The following is a 22,106-nucleotide window of genomic DNA, read 5'->3' on the forward strand; positions in this document are numbered from 1 at the left end:
GTGTCATCTTCGCTTTGGTTGCAATGTTTGCAACAGCTTCAAGAAGAGCTACCAGCTACAGAATTCAGTATGTGGGTTCGTCCGTTACAAGCGGAGCTCAATGACAATACTCTTACTCTATTTGCACCGAACCGCTTTGTGCTGGATTGGGTGCGTGATAAGTACCTAAACAGCATTAACCGTTTACTGCAGGAATATTGTGGTAACGATATCCCACACCTTCATTTTGAAGTGGGCAGCAAGCCGGTATCGGCACCTAAGCCTGCAGCGCCTAAGCCTGCTCGTACCGCCGCAGATGTCGCAGCTGAATCATCGGCTCCGGCACAACTTCAAGCGCGTAAACCAGTTCATAACACGTGGCGTGATGAAGAGCCTGCAGCAGAGGTCGACCTTAACCACCGCTCAAACGTCAATCCTAAGCATAAGTTCAACAACTTTGTTGAGGGTAAGTCGAACCAACTTGGTTTAGCCGCAGCACGCCAAGTTGCGGATAACCCAGGCGCAGCGTACAACCCACTATTTCTTTATGGTGGTACTGGCCTAGGTAAAACCCACTTGTTGCACGCGGTAGGTAATGCCATTGTTGATGGCAAGCCGAATGCTAAAGTGGTGTACATGCACTCTGAGCGTTTTGTTCAGGATATGGTTAAAGCCCTACAGAACAACGCGATCGAAGAATTCAAGCGCTACTACCGTAGTGTTGATGCATTGCTTATCGATGACATCCAATTCTTCGCTAACAAAGAGCGTTCTCAAGAAGAGTTCTTCCATACCTTTAATGCGCTCTTGGAAGGCAACCAACAGATCATCCTAACTTCAGACCGTTATCCAAAAGAGATCAACGGTGTAGAAGATCGTCTTAAATCTCGATTTGGTTGGGGCCTAACGGTTGCGATCGAGCCGCCTGAACTTGAGACTCGCGTTGCGATCTTGATGAAGAAGGCAGAAGACCATCAGATTCATCTTGCTGATGAAGTGGCGTTCTTTATTGCTAAGCGTCTGCGTTCGAATGTTCGTGAACTTGAAGGTGCATTGAACCGTGTAATCGCGAATGCGAACTTTACCGGTCGTCCAATCACCATCGATTTTGTACGTGAAGCACTGCGTGATCTATTGGCACTGCAAGAAAAGCTAGTGACAATCGACAATATTCAAAAGACCGTAGCGGAATACTACAAGATTAAAGTGGCGGACCTACTGTCGAAGCGTCGTTCTCGTTCGGTTGCGCGCCCGCGTCAATTAGCGATGGCACTGGCAAAAGAGCTGACCAACCACAGCTTACCTGAGATTGGTGATGCATTTGGTGGTCGTGACCACACTACGGTTCTACACGCTTGTCGTAAAATTGCTCAGCTTCGTGAAGAGAGCCACGACATTAAAGAAGACTATTCTAACCTGATCCGTACCCTTTCTTCTTAATACACAGTATTCTTACACCAGAGATAATAGAATATCGGCCGCTCGTTGGATAACGGGCCGCCCTTGATACCTTAAGAGTAAGCTATGAAATTTACCATTGAACGCAGTCACCTGATTAAGCCGTTACAACAAGTCTCTGGCGCACTGGGTGGTCGACCAACCCTACCAATCCTAGGTAACCTTCTGATCAAGGTTGAAGATAACGTGTTATCGATGACCGCCACCGATCTAGAAGTGGAATTGGTGAGTCGCGTGACGCTAGAAGGTGAGTTTGAAGCGGGCAGCATCACTGTACCTTCTCGCAAGTTCCTTGATATCTGTCGTGGTCTACCAGATAGCTCAGTGATCACTGTTGTTCTGGATGGTGACCGTGTTCAAGTGCGCTCTGGCCGCAGCCGTTTCTCATTAGCTACGCTGCCAGCCGCGGATTTCCCAAATATTGAAGACTGGAGCAGTGAAGTTGAAGTGTCTGTGACACAAGCAGAGCTACGCGGTCTTATTGAAAAAACGCAATTTTCAATGGCGAACCAAGACGTTCGTTACTACCTCAACGGCATGCTGTTTGAGATTGAAGGCTCAACACTGCGCAGTGTCGCGACCGATGGTCACCGTATGGCGGTATCGCAAGCAGCATTAGGCGCTGACTTTGCACAGAAGCAGATCATTGTGCCTCGTAAGGGCGTTCAAGAGCTAGTTAAGCTATTAGATGCACCTGAGCAGCCAGTGACGCTGCAAATCGGTAGCTCAAATGTGCGCGCAGAAGTGAACAACTATGTCTTCACTTCTAAGCTTGTTGATGGTCGTTTCCCTGATTATCGCCGCGTAATGCCGCAAAATACCACTAAAACGCTAGAAACTAGCTGCGATGAGCTACGCTCAGCTTTCTCTCGTGCTGCCATTCTGTCGAATGAAAAATTCCGTGGTGTGCGTGTGAATCTTGCGGACAGTGAAATGCGTATTACAGCGAACAACCCAGAGCAAGAAGAAGCAGAAGAGATGCTAGACGTGAGCTACGAAGGCGATGCGCTAGAGATCGGCTTCAACGTAAGCTACGTTCTGGATGTACTGAATACGCTACGCTGCGAACAGGTACGTGTTTCTATGTCGGATGCCAATGCCAGTGCACTGATCGAGAACGCACAAGATGACAGCGCAATGTACGTTGTTATGCCAATCCGTCTATAGAGATGGTGCCGTCGTTAATGATTAATATGATGACGTTATGCCACTCTCTCGTCTGATCGTTAAGCAGTTTAGAAATATTGAAGCCTGTGACATTCAACCGTCATCAGGCTTTAACTTTCTTATAGGGGCGAACGGCAGCGGTAAAACCAGTGTCCTTGAAGCGATTTATCTGCTCGGGCATGGCCGCTCTTTTAAGAGCTCCTTAACCGGTCGCATCATCCAAAATGAGTGCAGTGAGCTGTTTGTTCATGGCCGTTTTTTGACCTCGGATCAATTTGAGCTGCCTATTGGCATTAATAAGCAGCGCGATGGCACAACAGAGGTTAAAATAGGCGGTCAATCTGGGCAAAAGCTGGCGCAATTAGCACAAGTCTTACCTTTGCAGTTGATTCACCCTGAAGGGTTTGATTTACTGACGGATGGGCCGAAACATCGTCGTGCCTTTATTGACTGGGGTGTGTTTCATAGCGAGTCTGGTTTTTACGATGCATGGGGACGGGTTAAGCGTCTCAACAAGCAACGTAATGCTCTGCTTAAAACGGCAACTCATTATCGCGAACTCAGCTACTGGGATCAGGAGTTGGCACGATTAGCTGAAAACATCAGCGAGTGGCGAGCTACCTATGTTGAGCAGCTTAAAGAAGTTGCGGAAGAGATTTGCGCCACTTTCTTGCCAGAGTTTGAGATAAAGATTAACTACTATCGCGGTTGGGACAAAGATACGCCTTATGCCGAGATATTAGAAAAGAATTTTGAAAGGGATCAGCAGCTTGGTTACACCTTTAGTGGGCCAAACAAAGCGGATCTAAAGATAAAAGTGAACGGCACTCCTGTGGAAGATGTCTTGTCACGAGGTCAACTGAAGTTGATGGTGTGCGCACTGCGCGTGGCTCAAGGGCAACACCTCACTCAGATGACAGGTAAGCAGTGTGTCTACTTGATAGACGACTTCGCTTCCGAATTAGATAGCCAACGCCGAGCACGCCTTGCGGAGTGTTTAAAGGCGACCCAGGCACAAGTTTTTGTAAGCTCTATTACCGCTGATCAGATTGCCGATATGCATGATGAAAATAGCAGGATGTTTCATGTGGAACATGGCAAAATAGAGCAAGGATAATTAGTCAGAGAGTAACTATGTCAGATAATTACGATTCATCGAGTATTAAGGTACTGAAGGGTCTGGATGCGGTACGTAAGCGTCCTGGAATGTACATTGGCGACACGGATGATGGTACCGGTCTGCACCACATGGTCTTCGAGGTGGTAGATAACTCTATTGATGAAGCACTTGCTGGTCACTGTAATGACATCATTGTTACTATTCATGACGATAACTCGGTTTCTGTTCGCGATGACGGCCGTGGTATCCCAACCGAAATGCACCCAGAAGAGAAAGTATCTGCAGCAGAAGTAATCATGACGGTACTTCACGCGGGTGGTAAGTTCGATGACAACTCATACAAGGTATCGGGTGGTCTGCACGGTGTAGGTGTTTCTGTAGTAAACGCACTGTCAAAGCAGGTTACTCTTACTATCCACCGCGGTGGTCAAATCCATACTCAAACCTATCACCACGGTGAGCCTCAAGCGCCACTAGCTGTGATTGGTGAGACGGACAAAACGGGTACAGAGATTCGTTTCTGGCCAAGTGAAGAGACCTTCTCTAACACAGAATTCCACTACGATATTCTAGCGAAGCGTCTGCGTGAGTTGTCTTTCCTAAACTCTGGCGTATCGATCAAGCTGCGTGATGAGCGTGAAGAAGACAAAGGCGACCACTTCATGTTTGAAGGTGGTATCCAGGCGTTTGTTGAGCACCTAAACACCAATAAAACACCGATCATCCAGAAAATCTTCCACTTCGATAACGAGCGTGATGATGGCATCACTGTAGAAGTGGCGATGCAATGGAATGATGGCTACCAAGAGAACATCTACTGTTTCACCAACAATATCCCTCAACGCGATGGTGGTACTCACCTTGCAGGCTTCCGTGCAGCGCTAACGCGTACACTGAACAGCTTCATGGATAAAGAAGGTTTCTCTAAGAAAGCGAAAACAGCGACGTCAGGTGATGATGCTCGTGAAGGTCTAACTGCGGTTATCTCGGTGAAAGTGCCAGATCCTAAGTTCTCAAGCCAAACCAAAGACAAGCTGGTTTCTTCTGAAGTGAAATCGGCGGTTGAGCAGGCGATGGGTGAGAAGCTATCTGAGTTCCTAATTGAGAACCCAGCAGAAGCGAAAACCGTTTGTACTAAGATCATCGATGCGGCTCGCGCACGTGATGCTGCACGTAAAGCACGTGAAATGACTCGTCGTAAAGGCGCGTTAGACCTAGCAGGCCTACCAGGTAAACTGGCTGACTGTCAGGAAAAAGACCCAGCACTTTCTGAACTATACATAGTGGAGGGTGACTCGGCAGGCGGCTCCGCAAAACAAGGCCGTAACCGTAAGAATCAGGCTATCCTACCGCTGAAAGGTAAGATCCTGAACGTTGAAAAAGCGCGCTTCGATAAGATGTTGTCTTCACAAGAAGTAGCAACGCTGATCACTGCTCTTGGCTGTGGTATCGGTCGCGATGAGTACAACCCAGATAAACTGCGTTACCATAACATCATCATCATGACCGATGCCGACGTCGATGGTTCGCACATCCGTACGCTATTATTGACCTTCTTCTACCGTCAAATGCCAGAGCTTATCGAGCGTGGCTACGTGTACATCGCTCAGCCACCGCTTTACAAAGTGAAGAAAGGTAAGCAAGAGCAGTACATCAAAGATGAAGATGCAATGAACCAGTACCAAGTAGCACTGGCTCTTGATAACGCAGCACTGCACGTAAACGCAGACGCGCCAGCATTGGCTGGTGAAGCGCTAGAGAAGTTGGTTCAGCAATACAACTCAGGTATCAAGCTGGTGGAGCGCATGAGCCGCCGTTACCCACATGCTCTAATGCATGAAATGATCTACATGCCTCGTCTAACTGCTGAGCAGTGTCACGATGAGTCAGCAGTAGAAGCATGGGGCAAACAGCTTGTTGAGCAATTGAACGCGAAAGAAGTTGGTGCAAGCCAATACTCGCTAGAAGTTGAGAAACACGAAGAGCTAGGTTTAAGCCTACCTAAAGTTGTGGTTCGTACACACGGTGTCACTCACGAGCACGCATTGAGCGTTGAGCTGTTCAACTCTAAAGAGTACGACAAGCTAGCAAGCCTATCTGAAGCTCTTGACGGCCTAATCGAAGACGGCGCATACATCAAACGTGGTGAGCGTACTCAAGAGGTGAGCAACTTTGTTGATGCACTGAACTGGTTAGTGAAAGAGTCTCGTCGTGGTCTAAGCCTACAGCGATACAAAGGTCTAGGTGAGATGAACCCAGATCAGCTTTGGGAAACCACCATGGATCCAGAAACGCGTCGCATGATGCAAGTAACGATTGAAGATGCAGTCGGTGCAGACCAGCTGTTCACCACACTAATGGGTGACCAAGTTGAGCCTCGTCGTAACTTCATCGAAGAAAACGCATTGAAAGTAGCCAACCTAGACGTTTAATCACTACGATGCGTCGTTATTTCGCATGATTTCTGCGTTCGGCGTACTCACATACACTTGTATGCTGCGTGCGCCTCGCTTGAACTAATGCGAACTAACTTAGCCTCGCAGCAATTAAATTAATGGTTTAGTTAACCAATTGAAAATTTAAAGCACTATCCTTTGGATGGTGCTTTTTTATGTTTGTAAGGTATTGAAAAACATCGAGTTGCAAAAATAATTGAAAATAATCCCTTGAAACTATTTTTCTCAATCCATATATCTATTTGTGAAGAGGGAAGCTGTCTTGCTCAACAGAGAAGAAACAGGCCTTCTGGAACGCTGAAGAGGTATCGCTCAGGAGAGGATAACCTTGAAGGCACACAATTGAACTGATTTATTACTACGTCCCAGCGTTATGAGAACCCGAGGAGTAGAGGATAAATCCCTTAGTCGGCAGCGATCGAACACACACTCGATCCGTGCAAACTCACGACTAAGACTATTGCTTACTAAAAGGATAGCATTATGAGAACTGTAGATTTCACTCCACTATACCGCAACGCAATCGGCTTCGATCGTCTATTCAACATGATGGAAGCGAACACATCGAAGAACTCTTCTGGCGGTTACCCTCCATACAACATCGAGCAGAAAGATGAGAACAACTACCGTATCACTATGGCAGTTGCAGGCTTTGCTGAAGAGCAGCTAGACCTAACTCAAAAAGAGAATATGCTGATTGTTAAAGGTGAGCGTAAACCAGAAGCAGAAAAAACTTATGTGTACCAAGGTATCGCAGAGCGTGATTTTGAGCGTAAATTCCAACTGGCTGACTACGTAAAAGTCGTCGGTGCGAGCATGGAAAATGGTCTTCTACATATCGACCTAGAACGCGAAATCCCAGAAGCGATGCAACCACGTAAGATTGCTATTAATGGTAATAGCCTACTAGAAGGTTAATTACTGTTAGCTCTTGAGAGCTAAAAATATCGGGAAATAAGAGTGAAAGAGCACCCAATGAGGTGCTCTTTTTTGTTTGTGCGGTTGGCGTCATTCCATAGAGGAACGACCGAGTCGGGGGAGCTCTATTTGCTCTCGCGATAAGCCTTTTCCACTTCTTCAGCAATAATCTTAATGCCTTTTTGCATTGCTTCATCGTCTTGTACGTAGTTCATACGTAAGCACTGATGCGCATGATCCCATTCGTCTTCTTGACCAATAAAGAAGTACTCTCCTGGAACAATCAATACTCCGCGTTCTTTTAAGCGCTTGTACAATTCCATTGTTGTGATTGGTAGTTCATCAAACCATAGCCACAAGAAGATAGCGCCCTCTGGCTTATGAATGCGAAAACGTGAGTCGGTAATGGTTTGCTGCAATAACTCAACAGCACGCTGTGATTTCTGTTGGTAGAACGGCTTGATGGTGTTCTCGCTCAGATCAAGCAGATCACCCTTTTCAATCATATGATGCGCCAGTGCAGGTCCGATACTGCCCGGAGCTAAGCTAATGATGCCATTCATATTCGTCATCGCCTGTGTCACTTCTTCGCTCGCAATCACAATACCGCAGCGCACCCCTGGTAAGCCAAGCTTAGAAAGGCTCATGCACAGAATCGTATTCTCATTCCAGAACGGTTCGACATCTTCAAAGATGATGTTTGGAAACGGCAGGCCATAAGCATTATCGATAATCAGAGGGATGTTGTTGTCACGCGCCAGTTTATCTAGCTTGCGGATCTCTTCATCGGTCAGTACGTTGCCAGTCGGATTGGTAGGACGTGAAGCACAGATTGCAGCGACCGATTCATCCACCTTCAGCTCTTCAAAATCGACGTGGTATTTGAACATGCGGTTGTCGAGCATTTCAATTTCAGGGTGGTAAGAGATAAAGATGTTTTCATCAATCCCAGCATCACCATAACCGATGTACTCTGGTGCTAATGGCAGCAGGATTTTCTTGTGTGAGCCATCTGGTTGCTTGCCTGCAAGTAGGTTGAATAGGTAGAAGAAGCCGCTTTGGCTGCCATTGGTTAGGCTGATGTTCTTTTCACTGATATTCCAGCCATAGGTCTCTTTAAGTAGAGAGGCCAACGCTTTTACAAAAACATCTTTGCCCTGCGGACCATCGTAGTTGGCGAGGGCGTTAATCAGGCCTCCATTGGCGAGGAGTTCTCCACTGGCTTGGTGAAAGTAGTCGAGCATGGCAGGAATGGCTGCTGGGTTACCACCACCGAGCATGATGGCACCTGGTGTGCGTAGACCATCATTTAAATCATCCATTAACTGCGTAATACCTGAGTACTGATTAAATTTTTCACCAAATTGAGAGAATTGCATTACTTACTTTACCTAATTCATTGTGATTGCTTGTTATGTGTCATTAAGGCAGACCTTATGTCTGCCATCAGTGTATTCCTTGAACATACCGCAATGTTTTTGCGACGCATAGCGCCAAATGCTCTAACACGTAAAAAACTTCTATAAAGTTTGGATAATGAGTAACAGCTTGCTTATTGAATACGATTTTTGTGATCAAAAAAGGAGAAGCCTGAGCTTCTCCTTAAATTTCTATGGGTTGTCTCCGGCATGAATTACTTTGAGCCGGTATAAACCACAAGCACCTTGTCATCTTGATACTGACGTTCAAAGGCGTAGTACCCATCGCTGTTGCGCAGGATATGTTTACCTTGTGCAACGGCTGGATGACGTTGGCGGAATTGGCCAAGTGTCTGCCAGTGCTCAAGTAGCTCTGCACGCTCTCCATTGATTTGTTCCCAAGGCATATCAGAACGTGTGCCCTGCATAGGATCTGATCCCGTTGGACCGAAGTCGCGAGCAATCTCATCTCCGTAATAGATCTGCACTGCACCCGGAGCTAACATCAGAGCGTTGGCCGCTTTGGTCTGTTTGCTAAAGTCACTGCCGTGCTGCGTCCAGAATAGCGAGGTGTCGTGAGACGATAGGTAGCTCAGCACATTGAATTTATCGTCACTGTTGATCTTCTCTGCGTAGCGAAGGTAATCGGCATCGAGATCTGAAAGGCACTTAAGCGCTTTAGGGGCGATGTCACTCTGGAATTCAAAGTTGATGATCGAATCAAAGCCGTTAGCAAAGTAGTCGGATTTCACCACACTGTGTGCCCACACTTCGCCCGTCATCCAGAATGGTAAATCATCCAAGGCTTTGTCTGGGTTGTTCTGTTTCCACTCTGCGAGTGCTTGAGTGGTACTCTCTTTTAGCTCTGCCCACGCATCAAGTTCGACGTGCTTGGCTGTATCGACCCTAAAGCCATCGACGCCGTATTCTCGTACCCAATCAGATAGCCAAGTGATTAGGTGGTCACGAGGTGTTTTGAGCTCATCGGTCGCGCTGGTGGATTTATTGCGATAGAAATTCGGTAGGCCAGTTGTTTCTGTCGATTCTGTCTTCAAATCTGGTAAGTGTGCCAAAGACATAGTCAGGTTGTTGTAGCCCGGTGAGTCGTAAGCACCGATATCACTGCGCAGCCACGCCTTGCCCCACCATTTTTCCCACGCCTCTTGATCGCTGTAGGAGATGTAATTGTTGAAGTAGTGCCAGTTTTGTCCCTCTTTTGGCTGCCAGTCTGTCCAGTTTTTACCAAGCGTCTGCTGCGCTTCTTGGTCACTGAGGTTGAGTTTACCGAAATCGAACTCCTGCATGTCGGCGAGGGTTGCGTAGCCGGTGTGGTTCATCACCACATCCCAAATCACGCGGATACCTTTACTGTGAGCGGTGTCGATGAAGGTTCTAAGTTCGTTTTCTGTACCCATGTTGTCATCGAGCTTGGTCCAGTCTTGGTGATAGTAGCCATGGTAAGCGTAGTGCTTAAAGTCACCACGATCACCACCGCCAACCCAACCATGGATTTGCTCTAAAGGAGAGGTAATCCAGATAGCGTTAGCCCCAAGCGATTCGATGTAGTCGAGCTTTTCGGTTAAGCCCGCTAGGTCACCACCGTGGAAGGTACCGATTTCGTCTTGACCATCTTGGCTGCGTCCATAGCTGTTGTCATTGTTTGGGTTGCCGTTGTAAAAGCGATCGGTCATCACGAAGTAAACCGTGGCGTTGTCCCAACTGAACGTTGCTTTTTCTGCTGAATCAACCTCTTCAAGCAGCAATAACCCTTGGCTTGAATTGGCAGGCTTCATGCTGATGGTGCCGTTAGTCACGGTCGCTTGTTGGCCTGAGAGTGCATCACGTAACAAGGTGCCATCTGCAAAGGTCTTGGTCACATCGACGGTGGTTGGTGAGTCGCTAGGCACCGGACATGTGAAGCTCTGAACCTTCTTCTGTTTCGGTTTTACCTTAACTGTCAGTTCATTAGATTGTGGATTGAGGGTAAATTGGTAGGTATTGGCCTTGAATACCTTGATATCTATCTGAGACTCTTCCGCGCAGTCGTCTACACGCAGAGGCTTATTAAACTTCACTCGGCTCTCTTCTGCCAAGGCGTAGCTTGTGCCACAGGTTTGCGCGGCGTCGCTGATGGAAAAGGTGTGTGTGCCTTTGCTGAGCTCGTGCTCGGCAATCAATGTACCTTGTCCTGTTGATTGAAAGGGCGGCGCTTGATCATCAATGGTCAACAGTAGTGGATTGTCGCTGGTTTGGCTGCATGCGCTGAGTGCAAGAATTGAGAGCGCGAGAGTGGTCTTCTTCATTGTATCCTTCCCCGAATAAGACTCTCGTTATATCAAAGGTTGGGATCTACATTCTGAGGAGTAATACAATCGAGGGGAGGCTATTACCTCTACAAATAAATACAGAGTTCACAAAAACAAAAAGGGAAGCACGCGCTTCCCTTTGGGTATTTACCTTTTGTTGCTCAGAGCATCGCTTTGAACAGCTTTCTCTCTCGTACTTATTTTTGCAGTAGAGAGATGTCAGCAATCTGTAGGAACAGGTTACGTAGGTTGTTCAATAGCGTTAGACGGTTCTTTTTAAGCGCTTCGTCATCAGCCATAACCATTACGTTATCGAAGAACGCATCAACAGGCTCACGTAGAGCTGCTAGCTTGCTTAGGGCTTCTTGGTAGTTACCTGTCGCGAATGCTGGTTCTAGTGCTTCCGTCATTACGGCAACGTTTTCAGCCAGTGCTTTCTCAGCGTCTTCTTGAAGAAGGGCTAGATCGATGTCTGCCGCTAGCTCACCATCGAATTTCGCAAGGATGTTACCTACACGTTTGTTCGCTGCTGCTAGAGCTTCTGCCGCTTCTAGTTCACGGAAGTGAGATACGGCTTTAACACGTTGGTCAAAGTCAGTTGGCTTAGTTGGACGATTCGCCAGTACCGCTTGGATGATGTCGACGCTGAAGCCTGCATCTTGGTACCATGCGCGGAAACGACCTAGCATGAAGTCGATAACGTCAGCTTCTACGTTTTCGTTAGTTAGCTTATCACCTAGCAGCTCTTTCGCTTTTGCGATCAGATCGGTTAGGTCTAGGTTGTAGCCATTTTCAACGATAATACGTAGCACACCTAGTGATGCACGACGTAGAGCGAATGGGTCAGAACCTTTTGGCGCTTGGCCAATACCGAAGATACCAACGATAGTGTCTAGCTTGTCTGCCATTGCAACTGCAGAAGAGATGCCTGTGCTTGGTAGGTCATCGCCTGCGAAACGAGGCATGTACTGCTCGTAAAGTGCTAGTGCAACTTGCTCGTCTTCACCATCGTGAGTCGCGTAGTGCATGCCCATTACACCCTGAGTATCCGTGAATTCGAATACCATAGAGGTCATTAGGTCACATTTAGCCAGTAGGCCTGCGCGCTTCGACTTCTCAACGTCAGCATCGATTTGCTCAGCGATGTAGCCAGCAAGTTCTGTGATGCGGTCTGTTTTGTCTTTGATAGTACCAAGCTGCTTCTGGAAGATAGCTTGGTCTAGCTCAGGTAGACGGTCGATCAGAGGACGCTTACGGTCAGTGTTAAAGAAGAATTCTGCATCCGCTAGACGTGGACGTACAACCTTCTCGTTACCTTCGATAACGTGGCGAGGCTCTTTCGATTCGATGTTAGATACAAAGATAAAGTTAGGAAGCAGCTTCTTGTTGTCATCGTAAACAGGGAAGTATTTTTGGTCACCCTTCATGGTGTAAACCAATGCTTCAGAAGGCACTTTTAGGAACTCTTCTTCAAACTTCGCTGTTAGTACTACTGGCCATTCAACCAGAGACGTTACTTCTTCAACTAGGTCATCTTCTAGGTCAGCAGTACCGCCAACCGCTGCTGCCGCTTTTTGCGAGTCAGCAAGGATGATTGCCTTACGCGCTTCGTAATCTGCCATTACTTTACCGCGCTCTTCTAGGATCGCTGGGTATTGCTCTGCAGAATCGATAGTGAACTCTTGCTCACCCATGAAACGGTGACCACGGATAGTGCGATCTGAAGCTACGCCTAGGATCTCACCTTCAATAAGGTCAGAACCCATTAGCATAGTTAGTGTTTTAACCGGGCGGATGAACTGAGTGGTCTTGTTACCCCAGCGCATTGGCTTAGCGATAGGCAGGTTTCCTAGTGCTTTTGCTGCTAGCTCAACAACGATTTCAGATGTTGCTTGGCCTTTTACTTCTTGTTTGAAAAGAAGCCATTCGCCTTTGTCTGTCACTAGACGGTCAGCTTGCTCAACCGTGATACCGTTACCACGAGCCCAACCTTGAGCGGCTTTAGTTGCGTTGCCGTCAGCATCGAATGCGACAGAAACCGCTGGGCCACGTTTTTCAACCACTTTGTCTTCTTGGCCTTCTGCCAGTGCTGCTACTTTAAGAGCAAGACGACGAGGTGCTGCATACCATTTCACGCCTTCGTGCGCTAGGTTTGCATCTTTAAGCTCAGCTTCAAAGTTTGCCGCGAATGCTTCTGCTAGAGTACGAAGCTGCGTTGGTGGTAGCTCTTCAGTACCCAGTTCAATTAGAAATTCTTTAGCCATGATTACTTCTCCTCGTCCTTTTTGCACATTGGGAAGCCAAGAGCCTCACGCGATGCGTAGTATGCTTCAGCAACAGACTTAGTCAGGTTGCGGATACGAAGGATGTAACGTTGGCGCTCTGTTACAGAGATAGCTTTACGCGCATCAAGGATGTTGAATGCGTGGCCAGCTTTTAGAATGCGCTCGTAAGCTGGAAGCGGAAGTGGCTTCTCAAGCTCAAGTAGCTCTTTACACTCTTTCTCACACTGATCAAAGAACGTGAATAGGAAATCGACGTCTGCGTGCTCGAAGTTGTAAGTTGATTGCTCAACCTCGTTCTGATGGAAGATGTCACCGTAAGTTACCTTGCTGCCGTCTGGTGCGATGTTCCACACTAGGTCGTAAACAGAGTCTACTTCTTGGATGTACATAGCTAGACGCTCGATACCGTAAGTGATCTCACCAGTAACAGGCTTACACTCAAGGCCACCAACTTGTTGGAAGTAAGTAAACTGAGTTACTTCCATGCCGTTTAGCCATACTTCCCAACCAAGACCCCATGCGCCTAGCGTTGGGTTTTCCCAGTTGTCTTCTACAAAACGAATGTCGTGTACTAGCGGGTCGATACCAAGAACTTCAAGTGAGCCTAGGTACAACTCCTGAATGTTGTCTGGAGATGGTTTTAGAGCTACTTGGAACTGATAGTAGTGCTGCAGACGGTTCGGGTTTTCACCGTAGCGACCATCGGTCGGACGACGTGAAGGTTGAACGTATGCCGTAGACATTGGCTCTGGGCCAAGTGCACGTAGACATGTCATTGGGTGAGAGGTGCCAGCACCTACTTCCATATCTAGAGGTTGAACAATAGTACAACCGTTTTGTGCCCAGTAATCCTGCAGCGCGAGGATCATTCCCTGGAAGGTTTTGATATCGAATTTTTGCATAGTCAGGTTCGCGCGATTCTTATAAATGATTTGAAAAATAACAATCAAGTATACCCAGATATTTGCCCAGCGAGTAGCGTTAATCTTGTTTAATTAATAGCCTTAAATCCCTTTTAATGGATTTTTTACCCTTTAATCTTCTTTTTTCGACTTAACGGGAATTTTTAGTCACTTTTCAGCTTGTTTTAGAGGAAGGGGCTCGCTAGAATCACGCCGTCTTTGGGGAGTAGCTTACCTATTTATCAACACTGGGATAATAGGTTCGTCCGTCAACATAATTGATGCAAAATCATCATGGCGTTCGAGACGACAATCGACCATAACCACATATAAGTCGACATCGTTTAGCAAGACCTTAGACAAACATCGTGAACCGGGGTGGGGCGCGAGGTTTGTCTACGGTTAAAATAATAATCCCGCCCCAAATGAGCATGTCGTGAGCGTTTTAGCAATCTCTATTACAACTGTAGCCTTGGCCGAAATCGGTGATAAGACACAGTTACTCTCTCTTCTGTTAGCCAGCCGTTATCGCAAGCCGATACCGATTATTGCTGCAATCTTCTTTGCCACTATTGCCAATCATGCTCTTGCAGCGTGGCTCGGTGTGGTCGTCGCTGATTACTTGTCGCCAGAAGTTTTAAAATGGGTGCTGGTGATCAGTTTTATTGCAATGGCGGGCTGGATTCTGATTCCCGATAAGCTCGATGATGACGAACAGATCTCAAACCGTGGCCCTTTTGTCGCTAGCTTCATTGCGTTTTTTATCGCTGAAATTGGTGATAAGACCCAGATTGCGACTTCTATTCTAGGGGCGCAATACGCCGATGCTTTGGCGTGGGTGATTCTGGGTACAACCATAGGCATGTTGCTAGCTAATGTACCTGTAGTGATCATTGGTAAGCTGTCGGCAGACAAGATGCCACTCGATCTGATTCGTAAAATCACAGCCCTGTTGTTTGTTGGTTTAGCCATCGCAGCGGCAATTTATTGATGATTTATCGGTGATTGGCCCGTGGGTTAGCTGGTGGGCCTATTGCTATATCTATCAATCTATAATTATAAACGTGCCAGTTTTTTCGGTGCGTTGTGCATTCTGTGTTGTAGTTCAAACTCTAACAGAGAGTTGCTGTGAGTAGCGTCAACTGACATATCACTGTCACACTTGTCATGATATTTTAATGTTGTGAGTTGAGAACACGAGGGCATGATTATGTTGACGCGTTATATGGGAATCACTCCACAAAGCCAAAGCTATCTGTTTACTTTTGGCTTGGCATTAACTCTATTGGGGATGGTATTAACTGACATGTGGCTGCCGATGGTGGCAGGTGCAATGATCATGACTGGGCTCGCCGTTGAGGCTTGGATTCGAGTCGCTCATATTATCCCGATGCGTAAAGAACTACGCTCAATTCAACACCAACTCGACAATATGCAGCAACGCAGTCGAGATAACGAATAACAAAAAGCCGCTCACTGAGCGGCTTTTTTACATCTGAATCAAATCGTTCGATTAGGCTTCTAGGCCTTTCTTGATCAAGTATTGGTATGGCACAGACTCAGTGTGCTGTCCGACGAGCTGGTGATCCATAAATCGACAGAAACTTGGAATGTCGCGTGTGGTTGAGGGATCGTCTGCCGTTACCAGTAATACATCGCCATCCTGCATGTTTCGAATTGTCTTTCTGACCATCATTACCGGTTCTGGGCAGCGTAGCCCTTGTGCTTCTAAAGTGTGTGTGGCCAGTTCAGGATTGAATGTCATGATAGGTGTCTCTTTCTGTATAACGAGGGGAATAATACGTCTGCAGAAAAAATATGCAATAAGTGCTTGGCAAACAGAATTATTTACTATAAATTATTTAACAAGTTGGTAACAACTTAAACAAATGACAACTAGCTAAGGAGTGGCGATGTTGACAGCACTTGATAGATTAACCATATATTCGGTTCTCTGCTTTATCTCTTTTTGCGCGTTAGTGTTACGCACACCAGCAGAGACCTCGTTAATGCCAATCTTTGGCATTGCAGCAACAATTATTGGTATTTGGGTTGAAATGAGACGCTGGCGTGGCTTGCCAGAAGAGCAGGAACATTAAACCGCGAAATCTCTAAACTTAAGTACAAAACGTTTTTCCGATACGACACATTCCGACACTATCCCCAAATTTTCTTGGGCTTCCCCGCGTAATTGCGGGATTTTTTTTATCTAAAGCATGCTATAAACACATTAATAATCAAACGTAATTGTTAACAAGCTCATTGGGTAAGCGTGTGGAATTAGAAGACATCTATCGTCGAGACTTAAACCTGTTGGTTGCTCTCAAAGTACTGATTGAAGAGGGCAGTGTTAGCCAAGCGGCCTTGCGTTTGAATCTCAGCCAGTCTGCGACCAGTCGTGTGTTGGGCCGACTTCGTGAACTTCTAAATGATCCGCTCTTTACCCGACAGGGGCAGCGTCTACTTCCGACGAAAAGAGCGCTCGAGATCAGCCAGCGTATTGATCAGCCGTTAGAATCGTTTCGTCAGTTGTTAAGCCCGAGTGACTTTGACCCGTATTATTGCACTGAACGTTTCCTGATCGCGACCACAGATTACGCGATGCAAACCATACTGCCATATGCACTGCCTAAGATTTATGAGCAAGCACCAAACATCTCTTTAGAGTTTGCGCCACTTCAGCATGAGCATTTGTTTAAACAGTTGAGCACAGAGCGTGTTGATATGGCGATATGCCGACCAACAGGGCCGGTAGCCCCTTTGCACCAGCAAGTATTAGGGCCTGTCGGCGTATCATGCTTGCTTTCTAAGAATCACCCTTTGGCTGATAGCACTTTGAGCCTCAATGATTATGTATCACTGCCTCATGCAATGATTGCGATCAGTGATGGCGTAAAAGCCTTGCTCGACAATGCGTTGGCAAATCAACCGCCTAGAAAGATGGTGTTGCGTGCGTACCATCTTGAAGCAGCCTTAGCGATTGTCGATAAAATGCCTCTGGTGATCACTGTGCCTGCCGATCTCGCCTATTTGGTGGCAGAGCGCTATGACCTAGTCGTCAAGCCACTACCGTTCGAATTTATGCCGTTTGATTATTCATTGATTTGGCATTCACGTTGCGATTCGTCAGCTTCTCAACAGTGGTTGAGACGAGTCGTGAAAGAGGAGTGTGGTGAGTTGATTCAGAAGCGGATTGCTGATGTAGGGCTTGGTTAATAGATAGAGAAAGGGCTGATTGATATCAGCCCTTTGTATTTGTTGCCTGAAGATGAAAAGCTTCCGGCTGTTGAAAACCTATGGCTTTATTAATACCTATAGCTTGATTACGACGCGACCTGTGATTTGACCATTAGTAATGTCTTCAGCAGCTTGAACGGCATCATCCAGTGATACTTCTTTAGTTGCTTGTTGGTAGAACGACTCTGGAAGTAGTTCAGCCAGTTGCTCCCACGCTTTGATGCGTTTCTCACGTGGACACATTACTGAGTCAACACCCTGTAGACGCACATTACGTAGGATGAATGGCATCACCGTTGTTGGTAGGTCGAAACCGCCTGCTAGGCCACACGCTGCTACTACACCGTTGTAATCGATCTGTGCCAGTACTTTCGCTAACACTTTGCTGCCTACTGTATCGATAGCACCTGCCCAAAGTTGTTTTTCTAATGGTTTTGCTGGCTCTTCTAGCTCTGCACGCTCAACAATGCGCGATGCACCTAGAGATTTAAGTAGCTCACCGTTCTCAGATGCACGGCCGGTTACGGCTGCTACTTTGTAGCCTAGTTGGTTAAGTAGAGTGATAGACACACTGCCCACACCGCCACTTGAACCTGTTACTAGAATCTCGCCATCTTCTGGTTTAACGCCAGCATCAACGATAGCTTGAACACATAACATTGCGGTGAAGCCTGCAGTACCAATCGCCATCACTTTTTTGGCGTCTAGGCCTTTTGGCATTGGTACTAACCAGTCGCCATTTAGGCTTGCCTTTTCAGCCATACCACCCCAGTGGCCTTCACCCACACCCCAACCAGTCAGTACTACTTCGTCGCCTGCTTTGTAGCGAGGGTCATCTGATTGAGAAACCACACCAGAAAGGTCAATACCCGGCACCATAGGGAAGCTGCGAACAATGCGTCCTTTACCAGTAATCGCCAAACCATCTTTGTAGTTCAAAGATGAGTAGTTCACATCAATCTTTACGTTGCCTTCTGGAAGTTGTGACTCGTCAATTTGAGAAACGCTAGCAATGGTTTTTTTGTCTTCTTGGTTTAGTACAAGTGCTTTAAACATGATGCTCTCCACTGGAGGAATATTAGGAAACTGAAGTAACTGTAGTTGAATAATTGAGGAAAAAATAATGAAACGTCGACATTGAATCTATGCATCATGCGCATAGATCTATTTTTGTGAAGTCGATGAGTCAACGCGTAAAAAAATGCAGCCTTAGAGACTAAGACTGCATTTCGACCGTTACCCTACTAACGATTATTTATTGGTCTCTTAACACAGATTTATTTGAGGCTAAGGGCGCTCAAACACGGTTGCGATACCTTGGCCTAAACCAATACACATAGTAGCTAAGCCGTATTTCACGTCTTTCGCTTCCATTAGGTTAATCAAGGTGGTTGAGATGCGCGAACCTGAACAACCCAGTGGGTGACCAAGTGCGATTGCACCACCATTGAGGTTTACTTTTTCATCGACCACATCCAGAAGGCCTAGGTCTTTCGCACATGGCAGAGACTGCGCTGCAAAGGCTTCGTTAAGCTCAATGACGCCCATGTCTTCAATTGATAGACCAGCACGCTTAAGTGCTTTCTTAGTCGCTGGAACGGGTCCGTAACCCATGATGGATGGATCGCAACCAGCAATAGCCATTGATTTAACACGTGCACGAATCGTCAAACCAAGTTCATTGGCTTTCTCTTCGCTCATGATCAGCATTGCAGATGCACCATCTGATAGCGCTGATGATGTACCAGCGGTTACGGTACCGTTAGCTGGGTCGAATACTGGGCGAAGCTGAGATAGGCCTTCAACGGTTGTCTCTGGGCGAATAACTTCGTCGTGATCCAGAGTGAACAGTGAACCGTCTGCCGCGTGACCTTCAGTTGGTAAGATCTCATTTTTAAAGCGACCTTCAACCGTTGCAGCATGTGCACGAGCGTGAGAGCGTGCAGCAAAAGCGTCTTGGTCTTCACGGCTAATGCCATGTAGCTTACCTAGCATCTCCGCTGTAAGGCCCATCATGCCGGCTGCTTTGGCTACGTTCTTTGACATACCTGGGTGGAAGTCCACACCATGCGTCATCGGAACATGACCCATATGCTCAACACCACCAATCAGACAGATATCCGCATCGCCAACCATGATTGAGCGTGTTGCATCATGCAGAGCTTGCATAGATGAACCACATAAGCGGTTAACGGTTACGGCGCCAATTTCAATCGGTAAGCCAGCAAGTAGCGCAGCATTACGTGCCACGTTAAAGCCTTGCTCAAGTGTCTGTTGGACACAGCCCCAGTAGATATCTTCAATCTCGCTTGGGTTAACTTGTGGGTTACGCTTAAGAATGCCTTTCATCAGGTGTGCAGAGAGGTCTTCTGCACGTGTATGACGGAAAGCGCCACCTTTGGAACGGCCCATTGGGGTGCGAAGGCAATCAACAACAACTACGTTCTTCATTTTGTAATTCCTTTTCCAAATGTGGGTTATAGAGAGCTAGCTTGTTGAGCGTCGTAAAAGCTTTCGCCTTTCTCTGCCATATCAAGCAACAGTTGAGGTACTTGGTACATTGCGCCAAGGTCTTGGTAGCCTTTCGCTTTCTCAACAAAGTTCGCGATGCCCACACTGTCTAGGTAGCGGAAAACGCCGCCTCTGAATGGAGGGAAGCCCAATCCGTAAACCAGAGCCATATCTGCTTCTTGTGGTGAAGCGATGATGCCTTCTTCTAGACATAACACGACTTCATTAATCATCGGGATCATGACACGCTGGATAATGGTCTCTTCATCAAAGTCCTGTGGTGCTTGGCATACGTCTGCCAAGATAGGAAGGATATCTTCTGAGAAAGCTTTCTTCGGACGACCGCGTTTGTCGACACTGTAGCTATAGAAGCCGCTGCCATTTTTCTGGCCAAACTTGTTCGCTTCAAACAACGCGTCGATCGCATCGCGACCTTCTTTACCCATGCGCTCGGGGAAACCCTGTGCCATTACATCTTGTGCGTGATGCGCTGTATCCAGACCAACCACATCCAGTAGATATGCTGGACCCATCGGCCAACCAAACTTACGTTCCATGATCTTATCGATCTTAGTGAAGTCAGCGCCGTCACGTAGCAACATGCTAAAGCCACCAAAATATGGGAACAGAACACGGTTGACGAAGAAGCCTGGGCAGTCGTTAACCACAATTGGTGATTTACCCATTTTCGCTGCATAAGCGACAACGCGATTGATGGTTTCATCTGAAGTGTGTTCACCGCGGATGATCTCAACCAGCGGCATGCGGTGTACTGGGTTAAAGAAGTGCATACCACAGAAGTTTTCTGGGCGTTGCAGTGATTTTGCCAGTAGATTGATTGGAATCGTCGACGTGTTTGAAGTAATCACGGTATCAGGGCTAACCTGTTGCTCTACTTCGCTTAACACAGCAGCTTTAATTTTCGGGTTCTCTACGACCGCTTCAACAATCACATCTGACTGCTCAATACCTGCATAGTGAAGGCTAGGGGTAATAGAAGAGAGAATACCTGCCATCTTGAAGCCATCGATGCGACCACGAGAAAGTCGTTTATTCAGAAGCTTAGATGCTTCGTTCATCCCCAAATCTAGCGATGCTTGAGCAATATCTTTCATCATCACAGGCACGCCTTTCAGCGCAGATTGGTAGGCAATACCGCCACCCATGATGCCTGCACCTAGTACAGCAGCACGCTCAGTCGCTTTGTTCGCTGATTTGCCTGCTTTTTTCGCGATGCCTTTAATGTATTGGTCGTTAAGGAATAGGCCAACCAGTGCTTTCGCTTCTTCAGACTTCGCCAGTTTAATAAAGTGCTTACGCTCGATATCCAATGCAGCATCACGATCGCAGCGAGCGGCTTCCTCAATCGCGATAACAGATGTAATCGGTGCTGGGTAGTGAGGCCCTGCTTTTTGAGCGACTAGACCTTTCGCCATAGTAAAGCTCATCATCGCTTCAAGCTTGCTTAGAGATAAAGCTGACGTTTTTTGTTTGCGGCGAGCAACCCAGTCAAGCTTTTCATTAGCAGCTAGAGATACGGTATTAATAGCGGATTCGAGTAGTTGGTCGGTTTCAACAATCGCGTCTAACAACCCAATTTTCAATGCTTCATCTGCTCGGCATGCTTTACCTTGCGTGATGATTTCCATTGCGCTGTCTGCACCAATCACACGTGGCAGACGTACACAACCACCAAAGCCAGGCATGATGCCTAATTTGGTTTCTGGTAAGCCGATGCTGGTGGTTTTGTCACCAATACGGAAGTCGGTGGCGAGTACGCACTCACAACCGCCGCCAAGAGCATGGCCACGCATCATTGAAAGGGTAGGAACAGGTAGGTCTTCAAGTTTGCTAAAAATAGAGTTCGCAAAAACCAACCACTCATCAAGTTCAGCTTCTGGTTTGGCGAATAGACCTAAAAACTCAGTGATGTCTGCACCGACGATGAAGGCATCTTTGTTTGAAGTTAAGATCAGGCCGCGCAATCCAGCATGGTTATTTAAAGCATCAAGTGCTTTGTCGAGTGATTCTAATGTAGCAAGGTCGAGCTTATTTACAGAGGCAGGAGCACAAAAACTGAGTTCGGCTATACCATCTTGTAATTCCTTTACCTGTAGGGTGTTAGCTTGGTAAATCATTGTCTATCTCCATGACATACAATCGACGATTGTTTGAGAGAATTTTGTTATCTTTCTGTAAGTGTAGAACACCTGGTAAGACCAGTTATCTTAGTTTGTACCCACCACTGGTTAATTTCAATACATTTTTTAAACAATTGTTTAACATTGTGCGTTAGCACAGATCCGCTAACCCTTATTATTCACCCGTGATACACTTTGCCGCCCTGAT

17 protein-coding genes are annotated in these 22,106 nt (G+C 46.9%); 9 read left to right on the forward strand and 8 right to left on the reverse strand.

Annotated features, from left to right (window positions below):
- The 5 genes from dnaA (at position 1) to OCV50_RS00025 (ending at position 7,098) form a co-directional block, all read left to right on the forward strand.
- A complete protein-coding gene (dnaA, locus tag OCV50_RS00005) occupies positions 1–1,419 on the forward strand; it encodes a chromosomal replication initiator protein DnaA (RefSeq protein WP_239843000.1) in 1,419 nt (472 codons plus the stop codon).
- An 84-nt stretch (positions 1,420–1,503) separates the two neighbouring features.
- On the forward strand, positions 1,504–2,604 hold the full coding sequence (gene dnaN / locus OCV50_RS00010) for a DNA polymerase III subunit beta (protein ID WP_239843001.1): 1,101 nt from the start codon (positions 1,504–1,506) through the stop codon (positions 2,602–2,604).
- A gap of 37 nt (positions 2,605–2,641) precedes the next feature.
- Entirely contained in the window at positions 2,642–3,721 is a 1,080-nt protein-coding gene (gene recF, locus OCV50_RS00015) for a DNA replication/repair protein RecF (protein ID WP_239843002.1), read from the forward strand.
- A 17-nt stretch (positions 3,722–3,738) separates the two neighbouring features.
- Positions 3,739–6,156, forward strand: coding sequence for a DNA topoisomerase (ATP-hydrolyzing) subunit B (gyrB, locus tag OCV50_RS00020; protein WP_261903362.1), 2,418 nt, complete (start codon positions 3,739–3,741; stop codon positions 6,154–6,156).
- Between the two features lie 507 nt (positions 6,157–6,663).
- Positions 6,664–7,098 (forward strand): Hsp20 family protein, encoded by a 435-nt coding sequence (locus OCV50_RS00025; protein ID WP_239843004.1) that lies wholly within the window; start codon positions 6,664–6,666, stop codon positions 7,096–7,098.
- A 125-nt stretch (positions 7,099–7,223) separates the two neighbouring features.
- On the opposite strand, the gene OCV50_RS00030 is transcribed toward OCV50_RS00025, so the two are convergent.
- The 4 genes from OCV50_RS00030 to glyQ all read right to left on the reverse strand — a co-directional run bounded on the left by OCV50_RS00030 (position 7,224) and on the right by glyQ (position 14,009).
- A complete protein-coding gene (locus OCV50_RS00030) occupies positions 7,224–8,477 on the reverse strand; it encodes a valine--pyruvate transaminase (protein WP_261903363.1) in 1,254 nt (417 codons plus the stop codon).
- A 254-nt stretch (positions 8,478–8,731) separates the two neighbouring features.
- The gene (locus tag OCV50_RS00035; protein ID WP_261903364.1) at positions 8,732–10,819 is read right to left on the reverse strand and encodes an alpha-amylase; all 2,088 of its coding nucleotides are present in this window, start codon (positions 10,817–10,819) and stop codon (positions 8,732–8,734) included.
- Between the two features lie 200 nt (positions 10,820–11,019).
- A complete protein-coding gene (glyS, locus tag OCV50_RS00040) occupies positions 11,020–13,086 on the reverse strand; it encodes a glycine--tRNA ligase subunit beta (RefSeq protein ID WP_261903365.1) in 2,067 nt (688 codons plus the stop codon).
- Positions 13,087–13,088: 2 nt separating this feature from the next.
- Positions 13,089–14,009, reverse strand: a complete 921-nt coding sequence (gene glyQ / locus OCV50_RS00045) for a glycine--tRNA ligase subunit alpha (RefSeq protein WP_032548614.1) — start codon at positions 14,007–14,009, stop codon at positions 13,089–13,091.
- 436 nt (positions 14,010–14,445) lie between these two features.
- Between glyQ and OCV50_RS00050 the strand changes: the two genes are divergently transcribed.
- Complete coding sequence (locus tag OCV50_RS00050; RefSeq protein ID WP_239843008.1) at positions 14,446–15,000, forward strand: TMEM165/GDT1 family protein; 555 nt, start codon at positions 14,446–14,448, stop codon at positions 14,998–15,000.
- A gap of 213 nt (positions 15,001–15,213) precedes the next feature.
- Positions 15,214–15,471 (forward strand): hypothetical protein, encoded by a 258-nt coding sequence (locus OCV50_RS00055; RefSeq protein ID WP_261903366.1) that lies wholly within the window; start codon positions 15,214–15,216, stop codon positions 15,469–15,471.
- A 51-nt stretch (positions 15,472–15,522) separates the two neighbouring features.
- Here the strand turns inward: OCV50_RS00055 and tusA are convergent, their stop codons facing one another.
- Positions 15,523–15,774, reverse strand: a complete 252-nt coding sequence (gene tusA, locus OCV50_RS00060; protein ID WP_239843010.1) for a sulfurtransferase TusA — start codon at positions 15,772–15,774, stop codon at positions 15,523–15,525.
- Positions 15,775–15,922: 148 nt separating this feature from the next.
- Here tusA and OCV50_RS00065 point away from each other — a divergent pair, with 148 nt between their 5' ends.
- Together OCV50_RS00065 and OCV50_RS00070 are read left to right on the forward strand one after the other, a co-directional pair.
- Positions 15,923–16,108 (forward strand): hypothetical protein, encoded by a 186-nt coding sequence (locus OCV50_RS00065; protein WP_239843011.1) that lies wholly within the window; start codon positions 15,923–15,925, stop codon positions 16,106–16,108.
- A gap of 175 nt (positions 16,109–16,283) precedes the next feature.
- Positions 16,284–17,225, forward strand: a complete 942-nt coding sequence (locus tag OCV50_RS00070) for a LysR family transcriptional regulator (protein ID WP_261903367.1) — start codon at positions 16,284–16,286, stop codon at positions 17,223–17,225.
- Between the two features lie 96 nt (positions 17,226–17,321).
- On the opposite strand, the gene acuI is transcribed toward OCV50_RS00070, so the two are convergent.
- The 3 genes from acuI to fadB form a co-directional block, all read right to left on the reverse strand.
- Positions 17,322–18,302 carry an acrylyl-CoA reductase (NADPH) gene (acuI, locus tag OCV50_RS00075; protein ID WP_261903368.1) on the reverse strand — a complete coding sequence of 327 codons (981 nt, stop codon included), beginning with the start codon at positions 18,300–18,302 and terminating at the stop codon, positions 17,322–17,324.
- Between the two features lie 231 nt (positions 18,303–18,533).
- Positions 18,534–19,697: an acetyl-CoA C-acyltransferase FadA gene (gene fadA / locus OCV50_RS00080; protein WP_261903369.1), complete on the reverse strand. Its 1,164-nt coding sequence runs from the start codon at positions 19,695–19,697 to the stop codon at positions 18,534–18,536.
- A gap of 26 nt (positions 19,698–19,723) precedes the next feature.
- Positions 19,724–21,895 (reverse strand): fatty acid oxidation complex subunit alpha FadB, encoded by a 2,172-nt coding sequence (gene fadB / locus OCV50_RS00085; protein ID WP_261903370.1) that lies wholly within the window; start codon positions 21,893–21,895, stop codon positions 19,724–19,726.
- Between the last annotated feature and the right edge of the window lie 211 nt (positions 21,896–22,106).

This window comes from Vibrio fortis (assembly GCF_024347475.1).
Lineage (GTDB): Bacteria > Pseudomonadota > Gammaproteobacteria > Enterobacterales > Vibrionaceae > Vibrio > Vibrio fortis.

Bases quoted from the DNA above. Each gene is read 5' to 3' on its own strand.
- OCV50_RS00030 (WP_261903363.1), bottom strand. From the start codon at position 8,477: ATGCAATTCTCTCAATTTGGTGAAAAATTTAATCAGTACTCAGGTATT.
- glyQ (WP_032548614.1), bottom strand. From the start codon at position 14,009: ATGCAAAAATTCGATATCAAAACCTTCCAGGGAATGATCCTCGCGCTG.
- recF (WP_239843002.1), top strand. From the start codon at position 2,642: ATGCCACTCTCTCGTCTGATCGTTAAGCAGTTTAGAAATATTGAAGCC.
- tusA (WP_239843010.1), bottom strand. From the start codon at position 15,774: ATGACATTCAATCCTGAACTGGCCACACACACTTTAGAAGCACAAGGG.
- glyS (WP_261903365.1), bottom strand. From the start codon at position 13,086: ATGGCTAAAGAATTTCTAATTGAACTGGGTACTGAAGAGCTACCACCA.
- acuI (WP_261903368.1), bottom strand. From the start codon at position 18,302: ATGTTTAAAGCACTTGTACTAAACCAAGAAGACAAAAAAACCATTGCT.
- fadA (WP_261903369.1), bottom strand. From the start codon at position 19,697: ATGAAGAACGTAGTTGTTGTTGATTGCCTTCGCACCCCAATGGGCCGT.
- OCV50_RS00025 (WP_239843004.1), top strand. From the start codon at position 6,664: ATGAGAACTGTAGATTTCACTCCACTATACCGCAACGCAATCGGCTTC.
- OCV50_RS00065 (WP_239843011.1), top strand. From the start codon at position 15,923: ATGTTGACAGCACTTGATAGATTAACCATATATTCGGTTCTCTGCTTT.
- fadB (WP_261903370.1), bottom strand. From the start codon at position 21,895: ATGATTTACCAAGCTAACACCCTACAGGTAAAGGAATTACAAGATGGT.
- OCV50_RS00055 (WP_261903366.1), top strand. From the start codon at position 15,214: ATGATTATGTTGACGCGTTATATGGGAATCACTCCACAAAGCCAAAGC.
- gyrB (WP_261903362.1), top strand. From the start codon at position 3,739: ATGTCAGATAATTACGATTCATCGAGTATTAAGGTACTGAAGGGTCTG.
- OCV50_RS00035 (WP_261903364.1), bottom strand. From the start codon at position 10,819: ATGAAGAAGACCACTCTCGCGCTCTCAATTCTTGCACTCAGCGCATGC.
- dnaN (WP_239843001.1), top strand. From the start codon at position 1,504: ATGAAATTTACCATTGAACGCAGTCACCTGATTAAGCCGTTACAACAA.